At 68.1% G+C, this 13,987-nt stretch carries 14 protein-coding genes; 5 read left to right on the top strand and 9 right to left on the bottom strand.

Annotated features, from left to right (window positions below; translation table 11 throughout):
• Positions 1-77: 77 nt before the first annotated feature.
• The 4 genes from CFB45_RS36375 to CFB45_RS36390 all read right to left on the bottom strand — a co-directional run bounded on the left by CFB45_RS36375 (position 78) and on the right by CFB45_RS36390 (position 4,242).
• Positions 78-1,487, bottom strand: coding sequence for a hypothetical protein (locus tag CFB45_RS36375; protein ID WP_089430146.1), 1,410 nt, complete (start codon positions 1,485-1,487; stop codon positions 78-80).
• Between the two features lie 70 nt (positions 1,488-1,557).
• A complete protein-coding gene (locus CFB45_RS36380; protein WP_089429906.1) occupies positions 1,558-2,448 on the bottom strand; it encodes a cupin-like domain-containing protein in 891 nt (296 codons plus the stop codon).
• 28 nt (positions 2,449-2,476) lie between these two features.
• Positions 2,477-3,904, bottom strand: a complete 1,428-nt coding sequence (locus CFB45_RS36385) for an MBL fold metallo-hydrolase (protein WP_089429907.1) — start codon at positions 3,902-3,904, stop codon at positions 2,477-2,479.
• Positions 3,905-4,032: 128 nt separating this feature from the next.
• Positions 4,033-4,242 (bottom strand): MbtH family protein, encoded by a 210-nt coding sequence (locus CFB45_RS36390; protein ID WP_089429908.1) that lies wholly within the window; start codon positions 4,240-4,242, stop codon positions 4,033-4,035.
• Between the two features lie 330 nt (positions 4,243-4,572).
• Here CFB45_RS36390 and CFB45_RS36395 point away from each other — a divergent pair, with 330 nt between their 5' ends.
• Positions 4,573-5,373, top strand: coding sequence for a thioesterase II family protein (locus CFB45_RS36395; RefSeq protein WP_089429909.1), 801 nt, complete (start codon positions 4,573-4,575; stop codon positions 5,371-5,373).
• Positions 5,374-5,449: 76 nt separating this feature from the next.
• Here the strand turns inward: CFB45_RS36395 and CFB45_RS36400 are convergent, their stop codons facing one another.
• Positions 5,450-6,151: a TetR/AcrR family transcriptional regulator gene (locus CFB45_RS36400; RefSeq protein ID WP_089429910.1), complete on the bottom strand. Its 702-nt coding sequence runs from the start codon at positions 6,149-6,151 to the stop codon at positions 5,450-5,452.
• Positions 6,152-6,203: 52 nt separating this feature from the next.
• On the opposite strand from CFB45_RS36400, the gene shc reads away from it, so the two are divergent.
• Positions 6,204-8,258, top strand: a complete 2,055-nt coding sequence (gene shc / locus CFB45_RS36405; RefSeq protein WP_089429911.1) for a squalene--hopene cyclase — start codon at positions 6,204-6,206, stop codon at positions 8,256-8,258.
• Positions 8,259-8,283: 25 nt separating this feature from the next.
• On the opposite strand, the gene CFB45_RS36410 is transcribed toward shc, so the two are convergent.
• Positions 8,284-8,946 (bottom strand): ankyrin repeat domain-containing protein, encoded by a 663-nt coding sequence (locus tag CFB45_RS36410; protein WP_089429912.1) that lies wholly within the window; start codon positions 8,944-8,946, stop codon positions 8,284-8,286.
• Between the two features lie 198 nt (positions 8,947-9,144).
• Between CFB45_RS36410 and CFB45_RS36415 the strand changes: the two genes are divergently transcribed.
• On the top strand, positions 9,145-9,516 hold the full coding sequence (locus tag CFB45_RS36415; RefSeq protein WP_256978496.1) for a cupin domain-containing protein: 372 nt from the start codon (positions 9,145-9,147) through the stop codon (positions 9,514-9,516).
• Between the two features lie 27 nt (positions 9,517-9,543).
• Here CFB45_RS36415 and ampC read toward each other — a convergent pair whose 3' ends face one another.
• The 3 genes from ampC to CFB45_RS36435 all read right to left on the bottom strand — a co-directional run bounded on the left by ampC (position 9,544) and on the right by CFB45_RS36435 (position 12,488).
• Complete coding sequence (ampC, locus tag CFB45_RS36420) at positions 9,544-10,713, bottom strand: class C beta-lactamase (protein WP_089430148.1); 1,170 nt, start codon at positions 10,711-10,713, stop codon at positions 9,544-9,546.
• A gap of 433 nt (positions 10,714-11,146) precedes the next feature.
• Positions 11,147-11,959, bottom strand: a complete 813-nt coding sequence (locus tag CFB45_RS36430) for an alpha/beta fold hydrolase (protein ID WP_089429913.1) — start codon at positions 11,957-11,959, stop codon at positions 11,147-11,149.
• A gap of 70 nt (positions 11,960-12,029) precedes the next feature.
• Positions 12,030-12,488: a hypothetical protein gene (locus CFB45_RS36435; RefSeq protein WP_089429914.1), complete on the bottom strand. Its 459-nt coding sequence runs from the start codon at positions 12,486-12,488 to the stop codon at positions 12,030-12,032.
• A gap of 402 nt (positions 12,489-12,890) precedes the next feature.
• Between CFB45_RS36435 and CFB45_RS39720 the strand changes: the two genes are divergently transcribed.
• Together CFB45_RS39720 and CFB45_RS36445 are read left to right on the top strand one after the other, a co-directional pair.
• A complete protein-coding gene (locus CFB45_RS39720) occupies positions 12,891-13,025 on the top strand; it encodes a hypothetical protein (protein ID WP_006767081.1) in 135 nt (44 codons plus the stop codon).
• Between the two features lie 113 nt (positions 13,026-13,138).
• Complete coding sequence (locus tag CFB45_RS36445; protein WP_089429915.1) at positions 13,139-13,915, top strand: class I SAM-dependent methyltransferase; 777 nt, start codon at positions 13,139-13,141, stop codon at positions 13,913-13,915.
• Positions 13,916-13,987 lie beyond the last annotated feature (72 nt).

A 13,987-nucleotide genomic window follows, 5' to 3' on the forward strand; every position in this document is an offset into this window, starting at 1 on the left:
TAGCCCCTGTCTGGATGCATGAAGGACGTGAAGGACATGGAGGACGGCGCGGCGGGTCGCGCCCGGCGCGCCGCGCGTCAACGGACCGCGTGGCCCGCGACGTCCGGTGCCGCGAAGTGTTCGGCGATGCAGTGGCGCAGCCGCGGCCCGAACACGGCGGCGATGTCGTCGGCCGAGTACGGCGCGATGGCGTCGTCGATGCCGAGCGTGCGATCCACCTCCTGCTGGAGCCGCGTGAAGATCCGCTGCGCGGCGCGCTCGTCGTGCAGGTACGTATTGAGCGCGTCCGCCGTCGCCCGCGCCGCCGCCGCGTCGAGCCCGTGCGCCGCGAACGCGTCGGCCGACCATGCGTCAGCGTCGCGCGGCGCATCGCGCATCGCGTCGATCTCCGCCAGCAGCGCCGGCCCGTGCGCGCCGAGCGTGGCCACGCACATCCGGTCCGCCGCGGCGACGAGCTGGTTCAGCCCGGCCGTCATCTGGCGCAGCACCGTCCCCGCCGGCCATTGCCGCGCACGCGCGATCTCGGCCTCGTCGCCCTGCAGCAGCATCGTCAGATCCTCGCGGGCGATTTCGTGCGCGAGCGGGCTCGTGTGTTCGGTGGACCAGTCCTCGAAGCGCGCCAGCGCGTCGCGGAACGCGTGCGTGCGCGCCTGCCCGGGCACCGCGTCGAGCGCGACGATCAGCGCGCGCAACTGCTGCGCCGCACGCACCGCGAACAGGTATTTTTCGGCTTCGAGCTTCAGGAACGCCGCCGCGTAGCGGTAGAAGCCGGGCTCGGCCGCGCTCGCTTCGGCGCCCGCCGGCGGCGCCGGCTCGATCATCGCGCGATAGGCCTGCTCGACCATCGTCTGCGGCCCCGCGCACACCGAGTTGCGGCCGACGAGCAGGCCCGCCGCCTCGGCGACCAGGTAATACGCGTCGCTGGCGAGGCACGGCGCGGCCGGATCGCCGCCCGACGCCATCCGCTTGATCAGCGAGATATGCACGATCCGGTGCATGCCGAGCGAGATCCGGTAGATGATCGACGGCACGACGGGAATGGCATCCGGGTCGGCCGGCTGCTCGCGCCGGCGGATCAGGTACGCGGGCAGCAGCTGGCACAGCTTGCTGATGAACCACAGGTCGAGCATCGACACCGCGCCGTCGTGGCCGCGCAGGCGGCAATACCCGTCGCGCAGCGTCGAGATGGTCGGCAGCACCAGATGCCAGTGGTTCGCGAACTGCCGCAGCGACGAGATGTTCATCGGCAGCGCGTGATGAAACCGGCTGCCCTCGTACTCGCAGCGTGCGGCTTCGATCTCGATGCCGTCGCGCGCGTCGGCCGGCGCGATCTCCTCTCCGAGCGGGCGAAAGAAGCTGTCGCGATACGCGACCATCGAGCCCAGCATCGAGCGCCAGTAGAACTCCGGTTTGTCGAGCGCACGCGGCCCGTGATAGCCGGTCGCGTACAGCGCGTCGATGACGGTGAAATCAAACTCGTTCTGCATCATGGCTTCCTGAAGAGACACGGCCGCCGGCACGGCGGCTCGATAGAACGAACGGCGTGGCGCCGGCGCGTCAGCGCGGCATCGACATCGGCTTGTCGGCCGTGCCGGCCGCGCGGCCCCACCGGCGCGCGAGCGCCTGCCACAGGCTCGCGAGCTCGACCCGGCAGAAGGTCCGCACGGCGCGGGGCGACCACCACCAGTAATTCACGTTGATCGAATCGCTCAGCGATTCCACGTAGTGCCACCAGCCGGGCGGCAGGTACAGCACCTCGCCCGCCTCCAGCACGAAGTCGTGGCGCGGCGCCGACTGCACGCGCGGAAACCGCACCGGGTCCGGATCGCTCATGTCCACCGGGCTGAAGATCACCGGCAGGTCGCGGCGCTGCCGGTAATACACGTTGGCGGACTGCCCGGGCGCAAACAGCACCCAGCGCTTGCGGCCGTACACCTGCACGTTCAGGTTCTCGTGCCGGTCGAAATGCATCGGCGACGAAATCCCGGTGGGGCCGAGCCAGAAGCCCGGCCGCAACACCAGCCTGCGCCGCAGCCAGTGCGGCATCCAGCCGGGAAAGCCGTGCTGCTCGTGCAGCGGCGCGATGTCGTCCTTCAACGCCGGCGCCGTCGAATAGATCGCCGCGTAGGTGATGTACGCCGTACGGGCGCTGCCCTGCGCCTGCATCGCCCGGATCGTTGCGCCCAGGCGTGCGGTCTCGTAGCGGCGCGCGCCCAGGTACAGGTCCGGCTGCGTCGGCGTCGGCGACAGCTGCGAGGTCTCCACCGTGATCTCGTGCTCGCCGTAGCGCTCGACGAAGAAATCCGGCGTCCAGCGCGTGCGCGCGGGCCAGGCTTCGATGAAGCCTTCCAGCACGGCCGGATGCTTCAGTCCGGCCAGAACGTCGCGCATGCTGCGGCTGCCGTCATAGCGAATCCGCGGCATCGGCACAATCTTGCTGCCAGTCATCGTGGGGCTCCTGTCGACGGGAAGAAAATCAGGACACCTGCCAGTCGCCGTGGTGACGCAGCACGTCGCCGGGCAGCCAGCGAATCACGCGGGTGGCGCCGCCGAGTGCGCCGATGCGCGCGTCGATCTGGTCGAGCGTTTCGGCTTCCGCGGGCTCGCCGTTGATCCAGCCGATGTCGCCGATCTCGGTGGCGATGCCGCAGAACCCGTTCGCATACGGCGCGAACGCGCGCGCGCCGGCGCGTGCGCAGAGCTCGCCGATGCCGTCCGGGCCGAGCGTGATGGACGGGCCGTCGCCCGCCTCCGCGATGCGCGGCAGGCGTTGCAGCTCGGTCATCGGCAGCACCATCCAGAACGTGAACAGGCCCTGCCAGAACGGCGCCTTGCGCAGTTCGCGGCAGCAGCTCAGGACCAGGTCGGGCCGGCCGCGACGGGCGACCGACTGGTCGATCACGTCCATCACCGAGCCCTTTGCATCCTCGCCGCTGTCGACGAGCAGGATCACCGAGAACTGCGGCGTCGTGACCCGGTAGCAATTGCCCCAGTTGCGCACGTCGTGCGGCGGCACGGCCGCGCCGATGGTCGGCTGCTCGCCGTAGAACGGCAGGATGTCGATCTCGATGTCGCCGATCCGCACCGTCTCGCCCCAGCCGGGCGCGAGCACCGTCTGCCCGACGTCACGCAGCGACTGCTGCATGTCGTCCTGCGCCAGCAGCGATGCGACCGGGATGCGCGGCACGATGACGGGCACCGATCCGTCGCCGCCGTGCCGCAGGATCGTCGGGACATGCCAGTGGTCGAGATGGCCATGCGTGACGAGCATGCCGTCGATCCGCTGGCCCAGGTTGGACGGCGCGCGATCGAGATCGGGCAGGCCGACGTTGCCGCCGATCGCGAGGCTGATCGGGTCGGTCAACAGGCGGGTGGTGTCGGAGGCGATCAGCAGCGACGCGTGTTCGAGCCGCTGGATGCCCGGGCCGTCGAACGCCGGCCACGCCAGCGCCGCGTCGTCCGTGGGCCGTTCGCAGCCGAGCAGGCGGGGATCCGCGTACAGCGCGGACAGCGGCTGCCAGTGGTTGCGCTGCAGCGCGTCGCGCAGCGCGTTCGCGAGTCGCGGCACGTCGCCGGCGGCAGTGTCGAGCACGATCGGCTCGCCGTGCCGCGGCGCGAGCGCGAGCGTCCAGCGGTCGCGCTGCTGATGCAGATCGTAGAGCAGCGCGCGGCTCGCGATACAGCCGCCGGCCGCCACCGAATCCGGATCGAACAGCTCCTCCAGGAACGGATAGCGCGCAATCGCGTCGCGCAACAGCGCGGCGCAGGCGGCCGGCTCGAATTTCGCTGCCATGAATTGCTGCATGAGCGCGTCCTGCTGCTCGATCAGCCGGCCCAGGTCATGCGCGCGCGAAGCCAGAATGCCTGTATTGAGGAAGACCCCCAGGCGATCATCGACAGACATGGTGTGTTTACCCTCGGATTCTCTCGGCGAAACGCTGCATGCGCCCGCGCGCCCCGTCACCGGGCCGCGAGAGGCCGCATCGTTCCTTTATCTTTTATTGCGCCGTGCGTGGCGCGACGCGTCGACCGTCAGGCCGACAGCGCGACCCGGACGCTCAATGGCCGCATGTCGGTCCAGTTGGCGTTGATCCATTCGAGACAGGCGTCCCGGGTTCCCGACGGGCCCGCCGCCCGCCAGCCGTCCGGCACGCGCTTGTCGTCCGGCCAGATCGCGTATTGTTCCTCGTGATTGACGACCACCTTGAAAATGGTGTCGTGGTTCGGCATTTCGGCTTCCATGTCTCTCTCGTTTCAATAATCGATCAAGCGTGTCACACGCATAACATGATTCGATATTTCTATAAAAACAGCACGCCCAGCCATGCCGGGTAACGATGCAAGCACTTTGAAATCGAAGCGAGCAGACTTTACCATAAGCCATCCGAAAACAATTACATTTCTATTGAATAAAAACAAAGCAAATCATAAGCGGCGCCGGCCAATAATCCCGGCCATTGTTTATAAATATGTGAATCGATGACAAACAATCTGTCCTTTCGATTAAATCGATAATCGGCTTAATTGTTTGAATATTTTGTATGGTTCGTTTTTAAAGCGGAGTCCCGACGCATGGCCTTGCTACCCAGTACCCTCACCATCCCGCGCGAGCGCCCGACGGCTCGGCACCGGCTGCTGGTGTTCCATCACGCGTGCGGCGCGGCGGCCAATTACTACCGGTGGGCGGCGTCCTTCCCGGACGATATCGAGGTCTGGCTGATCGAGCTGCCCGGTCGCGGCAAAAGCCTGGGCACGCGCGCGATCGATACGTTGTCCGAACTGATCGACTTCCTGCGGGCGCTCCGGCCGCTGCTGCCGCGCGACTACGCGGTGTTCGGCCACAGCATGGGGGCGCTGATCGCGTACTGTTTCGCGCGCGACATGGCGCAACTGGGGCATCCGCCCGTCTGGCTCGGTGCGTCCGGCACCGATGCGCCGTTCTACCCGCATCGCCACGCGCCGCTTGATGGCGCGCCGGTGCACCGGCGCAACGACGCGGACATCGTCGACTATGTCGTGTCGCTCGGCGGCACGCCGCGCGAGGTAGCTGAGCACGACGCGCTGCGGGCGATGCTGCTGAAGCTGGCCAAGGCGGATTTCCGCGTGATCGAGGCGTGCTTCCCGCTGCCGTCCGCAACGGCGCTGCCCTGCCCCGTCACGGTCTTCTCGGGCCGCGACGATACGTTGCTGAGCCCCGCCGGGCAGCGTGACTGGTTGCGCGCATCACGGCACACGGTCACCTTTCGCGCGTTCGACGGCGGGCACTTCTATCTGTTGGAAAACCCGGCCGCCGTTCAGCACGCGATCGGCGAGGCGCTGGCCGATGCGGTGCGATGCGACACCGCCGAGGCGTCGGCCGGCCCGTGCCGCTGACGTCGACGCGCGCGGTGATGCCGGCCGTCGCGCGGGCGCCAGGGCGCCCGGGCGGCCAGCCGCCGCGACGCATGCGTCACGCGGCGCCGTCGCGCCCTTTCGGGAACACGCCATGGCTCATCGCGTCGAGCTGCCGACCGATCTCCGCGCGCAATTCGGCGGAGATCTCGAGGCTGTCGAGCAGTTTCGAAATCCACAGCCCGTCGGCGGCGAGCCGGCAGATCATCAGCGTCGCGGCCTGCTCGAGCGGCACGGGGTCCGGCCGCGTCCATTCCCGCATCGGCACCGACCAGCGCGCGCGCGTGTCCTGATCGGTAATCATCGACGCGACCAGCACGCGCAGCACGTCGGTGCTCGCGACCGAATGCGACTCGTCGAGCACCGCGTGCATGTAGGCCCGCGCCACCGCGCCGGCGCCTTCGGCATCCGCCGCCACCCGCGCGGCCATCTGCGCGGCGAACCGCTCGGTCGCCTGGCCGAACAGCGCATCCAGCAGCCCCTGCTTGTTCGCGAAGTGATACTGCAGCGCGCCTTTCGTCACGCCGGCCCGCTCGGCCACCGCATCGAGCGTCAACGCGGCCACGCCGTGATGTGTCGCGATTTCCGATGCAGCCGCCAGCAACTGCGCACGCACCTGATCCGGCGCTTTTTTCCGACGCACGCCGGCGGTGGGGACAGCCGGCGCCGAGGCTGCTTCAGTCGCCCGCGCACCGGCCGTTCCAGCCGGTTCGACGGGCGCGGACGCATCGTGCGGCGCGGGTTCGAGGTGTTTTTTCATGGTGCGGATGGTAGCACCCGGCGTCTCGATATAAACATTCCGGCCGGATGGTATGATCCGCCGCATGATTACACCGACCTCCTCCCCCTGGTCCGCGCTCGACACCGCCATCGCCCGTGGACGCGACGCCCTGGTGCGTCTCCAGCAGCCTGACGGCAGCTGGTGTTTCGAACTCGAATCCGACGCGACGATCACCGCGGAATACATCCTGATGATGCATTTCATGGACAAGATCGACGACGTGCGCCAGGAGAAGATGGCGCGCTACCTGCGCGCGAACCAGCGGCTCGACACGCATGGCGGCTGGGCGCTGTACGTCGACGGCGATCCGGACGTGTCGTGCAGCGTGAAGGCGTACTTCGCGCTGAAGGCAGCCGGCGACAGCGAACATGCGCCGCACATGGTCCGCGCGCGCGACGCGATCCTCAAGCTCGGCGGCGCGGCCCGCGCGAACGTGTTCACGCGGATCCTGCTCGCGACGTTCGGCCAGGTGCCGTGGCGCGCGACGCCGTTCATGCCGATCGAATTCGTGCTGTTCCCGAAGTGGGTGCCGATCTCGATGTACAAGGTCGCGTACTGGGCGCGCACGACGATGGTGCCGCTGCTGGTGCTGTGCTCGCTGAAGGCGCGCGCGCGCAATCCGCGCAACGTCTCGATCCGCGAGCTGTTCGTCACGCCGCCGGACGAGGAACGCCGGTACTTCCCGCCCGCGCGCGGCATGCGCAGGCTGTTCCTCGCGCTCGACCGCACGGTGCGCCACGTCGAGCCGCTGATCCCGAAGGGCCTGCGACAGCGCGCGATCCGCCATGCCGAGGCGTGGTGCGCGGAGCGCATGAACGGCGAGGACGGGCTCGGCGGCATTTTCCCGCCGATCGTGTATGCCAACCAGATGATGCAGGTGCTCGGCTACCCGGACGACCATCCGCTGCGGCGCGATTGCGACAACGCGCTGGAGAAGCTGCTGGTCACGCGGCCGGACGGCAGCATGTATTGCCAGCCGTGCCTGTCGCCGGTGTGGGACACCGCGTGGAGCACGATGGCGCTCGAGCAGGCGCGCGGCGTGGCGGTAGCGGAAGACGGCGAGCCGGGCGACGCACGGCGCGCGCTCGACGAACGCATCGCACGCGCGTACGACTGGCTGGCCGAACGCCAGGTGAACGACCTGCGCGGCGACTGGATCGAGAACGCGCCGGCCGAGGTCCAGCCGGGCGGATGGGCGTTCCAGTACGCGAACCCGTACTACCCCGACATCGACGATACGGCGGTCGTCACCGCGATGCTCGATCGCCGCGGCCGCACGCATGCCAACGCGGACGGCACGAACCCGTATGCGCCGCGCGTCGCGCGCGCGCTCGACTGGATGCGCGGGCTGCAGTCGCGCAACGGCGGCTTCGCGGCATTCGACGCCGACTGCGACCGCATGTACCTGAACGCGATTCCGTTCGCCGACCACGGCGCACTGCTCGATCCGCCGACCGAGGACGTGTCGGGCCGCGTGCTGCTGTGCTTCGGGGTGACGAAACGGTCGGACGAACGCGAGTCGGTCGCGCGCTGCATCGACTACGTGAAGCGCACGCAGCAACCCGACGGCAGCTGGTGGGGCCGCTGGGGCACGAACTACATCTACGGGACGTGGAGCGTGCTGGCCGGCCTCGCGCTCGCCGGCGAGGACAAGTCGCAGCCGTATATCGCGCGCGCGATCGAATGGCTGCGCTCACGGCAGCACGCGGACGGCGGCTGGGGCGAGACGAACGACAGCTACATCGACCCGAAGCTGGGCGGCACCAATGGCGGCGAGAGCACGTCGAACTTCACCGCGTGGGCGCTGCTCGCGCAGATGGCATTCGGCGATTGCGAATCCGATTCGGTGAAGCGCGGCATCGCGTATCTGCTGTCGGTCCAGCAGGAAGACGGCTTCTGGTGGCACCGCTCGCACAATGCGCCGGGCTTTCCGCGCATCTTCTACCTGAAGTATCACGGCTATACCGCGTATTTCCCGCTGTGGGCGCTCGCGCGCTATCGGCGGCTGGCGGGCGCGGCGGCCGCGCGGGCGTCGGCTGCGCACGGTGCGACGGCGGTCAAGGCAGCGGCCACGGTGCTCGCCTGAGCGGTAACGTGACGGCGCAAGGCCGTCACACGAAGCCCTCTTCGACCAGCGTGCAGCCGTGCGCCGTGATCTCGTGCCGCTGGCCCGAGCCGCCGACCACGCGGCTCCAGCTCTTCGACACGAGCATGGCCGCGGCGCCGTCGGCGTGCAGCGCGTAACCGAACCCGCCATACATGCCCGGCACGCCGAACCATACGCTGTCGGCCTGCGCGTCGAGTTCCAGCAGCGGTTCGAGTTCGGGCAGGCGCAGCGCGTCGACGCGCAGGTGTGCGATGCGGCCGAGCATCATCTCGTGGAAGTGGCGCTGGATGTCGCGCAGCGTTTCGTCGGGCACGAAGCGTCGCGGCTGCGGCGTCAGCAGATCGATCAGATGCCGATGCCCGCGCTGCGCGGCGATATCGACCGGGCGCGCGCCGTCTGCATCGCGCAGCATGCGCCACGCACCGAGCTGCAACAGTTCGACGACGACCTCCTGCGGCGCGCCGCCGTAGGCAGCCTGATGCAGCGGTGTATAAAGCGACTTACCGCCGAGCCGCGTCGCGTTGACGAGCTTGTGCTCTTTTGCAATGCAGCCGAGCATCGTCGCCCAGTCGCCGTTGCGCGCCGCGTCGGCCAGCGCGTGCCGGCTCGCGACCTGCGCGTCGTCGAGCACATCCGCGCCCGTGATTCCATCCCATGTGATGCCCAACCGTTTTCTCCTTTCGCCTCTCGCGCATCCGGCCGGCGCGTCGTCCGCTCATCATAAGCGTTCGTCACGGCCGTGCGTCGCGACACGAGTCGCGGCGCCGGCAACCGCCAAACCCGCCCGCAAGTATGGAATCATGCGAACGCGCCGTCGGCGCGTTCATTTCACAACGACTCAGCACAACGACTCAGGAGGCCAGCCGTGCTCGACATTACCGCCATCACCGATGCCCTCACCCCGAACGGCGAACCCGTGCAATACCGCGTCGCGCCCGAGAAACTGCTGGCGGGCGACCCGCTGCAGACGCTCACGCCCGGCTTCACGAGCCCGTGCGGCCGCTTCTCGACCGGCATCTGGGAAAGCACGCCGGGCTGCTGGCGGGTCGCGTATACCGAAGCGGAATACTGCGAGATCCTGGCAGGCACGTCGGTGATCACCGACGAGGAAGGCAACGCGAAAACCCTGCGCGCCGGCCATCGCTTCGTCATTCCGCCGGGCTTTCGCGGCACGTGGGAAGTCGTCGAGCGCACGCGGAAAATCTTCGTCGCGTACGAAGCGCAGCCGACGGAATGAGCCGCACCGGCCCCGGCGTCGGAAACGTTACCGCCAGCCGTCGAGCGCCCCGAGGATCCCGTACGCGGCCTTCACGCGGTCCTCGTTCGGATAGCTGCGGTTCGCGAGCATCACGATCGCGATCCGCTTCGACGGGACGAACGCGACATAGGTACTGAAGCCGTTGGTCGAGCCCGTCTTGTTGATCCACGTGTCCGCGCTCGGCGCGAGCGGCGGCTTGATCGCGGCGGCCGGTAGCCCGTCACGCAGCATCTTCATCGAGTTGCCTTCGAGCAGCGTCGGCAGCGCGACCGGATACGGATACTGTTCCCAGATCAGGTCCTGCGTCAGCGGCCCCGAGCGGAAATAGCCGGTGTGCGTGCGTTCGAGCGCGCGCTGCAGGCGCGGCGCGGTTTCGATCAGCCCCATATTCGCCTGCACGAAGCGCAGCAGGTCGGCCGCCGTGGTCCGCACGCCGTAGGCCGGCTGCCACAGCATGCCGCCCGTCATCCGGATCGGCTTGCCGTCCTGCGTATAGCCCTGCGCATAGTCGGCCTGGCGCGCATCGGGCACGTTGATGTACGTGTGCGTCATGCCGAGCGCGGGAAAGAGCCGCTGCTCCATCAGCACCGCGAAATCCTTGTGCATCGCCTTCGCGGTGAGCCACCCGAGCATGCCGACCGACACGTTCGAATACGTACGGTACGTACCCGGCGCGTGCGCGGGCCGCCACGCGCCGAGATAGCGGATCAGGCCCGCGTCGTCGCGGATGCTGTCCGGCACCTGCACGGGCATGCCGCCGGACGTGTGCGTGCCGAGATCGCGCAGCGTCACGACACCGAACGGCTTGCCCTGCAGCGCGGGCAGGTACTTGCCCACCGGGTCGGCCAGCGACAGTTCGCCGCCCTCCTGCGCATCGGCCGCGAGGGTCGCGGTCAGCGTCTTGCTGACGGAGCCGATTTCGAACAGCGTATCGCCGGTGACGGGCTTGCCCGATTGCGTCGACATCACGCCGTAGTCGAACACGTAGGGCTTGCCGTCGGCGACGATGCCGATCGCCATGCCGGGAATCGCGTACTGCTTCATCAACGGCGCGATGTGGCGGGTGACGGTGTCGTGGAGCGCGTCCTGGGTGACGGCGGCCGCGCGGCCGGCCGTGGCGGTGGCGCACGCGGCGACGAGCAGGGTCGCGGCGAAGCGTGTCGCGTTGAATCGCATGGTGGCGGTTCCTTTGAGTTCTGATGGTTGCGTGGACAACGGTCCGGCCACGCCGTGCGGAAATCGCAGTGGCCGGCCTGCCGAAGCAGGACTATCCCCTGTCGATCCGCCGCCAACAATCGACGATATGTTGCGCGAGACGAAAGAAAATCTTTTGGCGCCGTCCCCTGCCGAACGGCGGGGGATTCCCATGCCTGGCGATGCACGTCCGCATCGGAGCATGTTCGACGCAGCGTTGGTATCTCGATCATGCGAGACACCGCATTCACTTCAGGCCCACGCTCTTGTTCGCAGCCCGGCGAACCTTTTCGGCCGCGTCGTGCCGTCTTTCGACCCGTACGCCGAACAGGGCTGGGTAGAAGAACCGCCTTCGTCGAACGGATGAAATCGGCACAGCGATGGATAACGCGGCCGCCGGCGGGCCGCGCGACCATCACCCCGGCAGCCGCCCGAGAAACGCGAGCATCGCCGCGTTGAACCGCTCGGGCCGCTGCAGCGGCGCGAAATGGCTCACGCCGGGCAGGGTCGTCAGCATCGCGCCCGGAATCGTGCTTGCCAGGTACGCCGCATGCTCGGGCCGGATGAATTCGTCGTGCTCGCCCAGCACGATCGTCACCGGAACGGCAATCGCCGCGAGATCCTGCGCGCGGTAATCCGGTTGCGTGCGCATCATTTCGCTGACCGCCGCGACGAAGGCGTCGAACTGGTCCGGCGTCGCGGACAGTGCTGCGTAGTCCTTGCGGTGCCGCGCGAAGCAGCGGTCGAGCAGCGGGCTCGGCACGATCTCCTTCGTCCCGCTCGGGTCCATGTTGCACGCGAAGAAGAACACGCCGGCCGCCCGTTCCGGCGCGCGATCGGCCAGCACGAGCGCGATGCACGCGCCGTCGCTCCAGCCGACGAAGCGCGCACGGTCGACGTGCAGCGCGTCGAGGACCGCCAGCACGTCCGAGGCCATGCGTTCGTAGGAATAGGGTTCGTCGTCGCGCGTGCTGCGGCCGTGGCCGCGGCTGTCGATCACGATCGCGCGGTAGCCGGCCGCGAGCAGCGCCGGCACCTGGTTGCCCCAGTTGCCGCTGTGGCCGAGGCCGCCGTGCAGCAGCACGACCGCCGGGCCATGGCCGAACGACGCGTGCCAGATGCGCGCGCCGTCGTGTTCCAGCCATCCTTGCTCATCGGCCGCCGGCAGCGGCGTGCCGCCTTGCGACTCGAAGCGGGCGAGGTCGTCGTCGTTGAATTCCGCATTCATCGTTCAGCCGTCCTGTCGAGGGAGACGTGCTCGCGATTGTAATGCGTGCGGCCGACACGGCCGCGACCGGTCAGGCCTGCGTCGACACCAGCCCGCCCGCCTGCGAGCCGCCCGATTTCTGGATCGCCGCCGCGAGTTGCGAGATCGCAGTCGAAAGCGCCCCCGAGATCGCGCTGGCTTGCGCGCTCAGCGACTGCTGTTCGATCGCCGCGGCCGGGTCGTCCTTCGCGCGCTGGCTCGCGCTCGCGATCTGCTGCTCCAGTGCCGCGAGCTGCTTCTGCAGCCGCTCGATCAGCGCCTTCAACTGGCTGACCGCCGGGTCGTCCGACGACGCGCCCGATGCGCCGAGCGTTTCGCCGGTGGCGCCGGTCGACTCCTTCGTGCCGGGGGTGGCGGTCGTACTCGTCGCACCCGAGGTACTCGTCGCGCCATCGGTGGACGTCGTCGCCGCAGCGCCGGACGAAGCGTTCGCGTTCAGATTGCCGTCCGCCAGCGGCGAGCGTGTGGTCGTGGAGAAATCGATCTGCATCGTGTCGGTCCGTATGTCGGTAAGCGAATCGTGACTGGGATGAAACTGCCTTCCAGAATGTTTACGGCATTCGTCACACGAAACTTGAGTATCGGGGACGGACTGATTTAGCCGAAGATCGACCGGTTTAGCCGCGAAAGGGCCAGATTGACGGCCCGGCGGCGCTGGTAAAATCGCGGCTTCGCCAGCGGGATTCGCGCGCCGATCGCCTCCGGGTATGAGCACGCAACGCCGCCGGCTTCGACTCCCGCCCTGCCGGGCGCGGCACGCAGTACGTGCCGGCGCCGCGGTCGCGGCTGCGCGGGTCGCCTTTTTCGTGCGCCGGTGTGCCCCGCTCGCCCTGTCGAGCAGCGAGCGCCATGCGGCGCGCACGCACTTCATCACGTATTCGAGGAACCCACGATGGCCCGCATCGGCGCCTTCTGCATCACGACGTGGCTTGCCGCCGCGATTCTCTACTTCGGCCAGCACTCCGTCGCGATGATCGTATTGAGCGGTGTCGTCGTATTCGGCGGCTTCGATCTGCTGCGCCCGTAGACACGCCTGGCGACGCCACCGCGCACGGCCGCGATGGCCGATGCGATTGTGATAGCCTCTCCCGCACCATCCGTCAGATGCGCGCGCCGCTGGCGAGAACAGGAGAACGGGAATTGAATCACGACCTGAATCGCCACCCGGCGGCCCTTACCTGCAAAGTGTGTGCTGCCCACGCGCCCATCTGCGGCCTGGTCGATTTTTCGCGCTGCGGCGCGGACTTCATTGCCGGGAAAAAGGTCGACCCGTATGCGGGGGTGCCGGTCTACTACCATGCGTGCGAGCAATGCGGCTTCACGTGGGCCCCGATGTTCGACAGCTGGACCCACGACGATTTCGCGCAGCATGTCTATAACGCCGACTACCCGCGCCACGACCCCGAGTATCTCGAGATCCGTCCGCAACAGCATGCCGACCTGATCTGCACCAGCTTTCCGGAAATGCGGGAAGGCCGGGTGCTCGATTTCGGCTCGGGGCTGGGCTTGCTGGAACAGAAGCTGGCATCGCGCGGCTTCGCGGACGTGACGTCGTACGATCCGTTCTCGCACCCGGTTCCGCCCGAAGGCAGCTTCGATACGATCCTGTCATTCGAGGTGTTCGAGCATCATCAGGCGCCGGTCGACCTCTTCGACCAGATCATGCGCCATCGGAAGCCCGACGGCGCGCTGCTGTTCCAGACGTCGCTGATCACCCGGGACATCCTCGATCAAGGCATCGATCAGTGGTGGTACTGCGTGCCGCGCAACGGGCACATCTCGTTTCACACCGCCCAGTCCCTGACGCTGCTTGCCCAACGCCACGGGCTCGAATATGGCGCATTCGGCCCGTCGCTGCACGTCGTCTTCGATCGCGCGGCGACACCGCGCTGGCTCGACAAATTCCTCAAGCAGTAGCGGCCTGGCGGCTATCCGGCAGGCCACGAACACCGCGCGCATTCACGCGGCGCGTCACCGGCCCGCTCCCGC

Source organism: Burkholderia sp. HI2500 (genome assembly GCF_002223055.1).
Classification (GTDB): Bacteria; Pseudomonadota; Gammaproteobacteria; order Burkholderiales; family Burkholderiaceae; genus Burkholderia.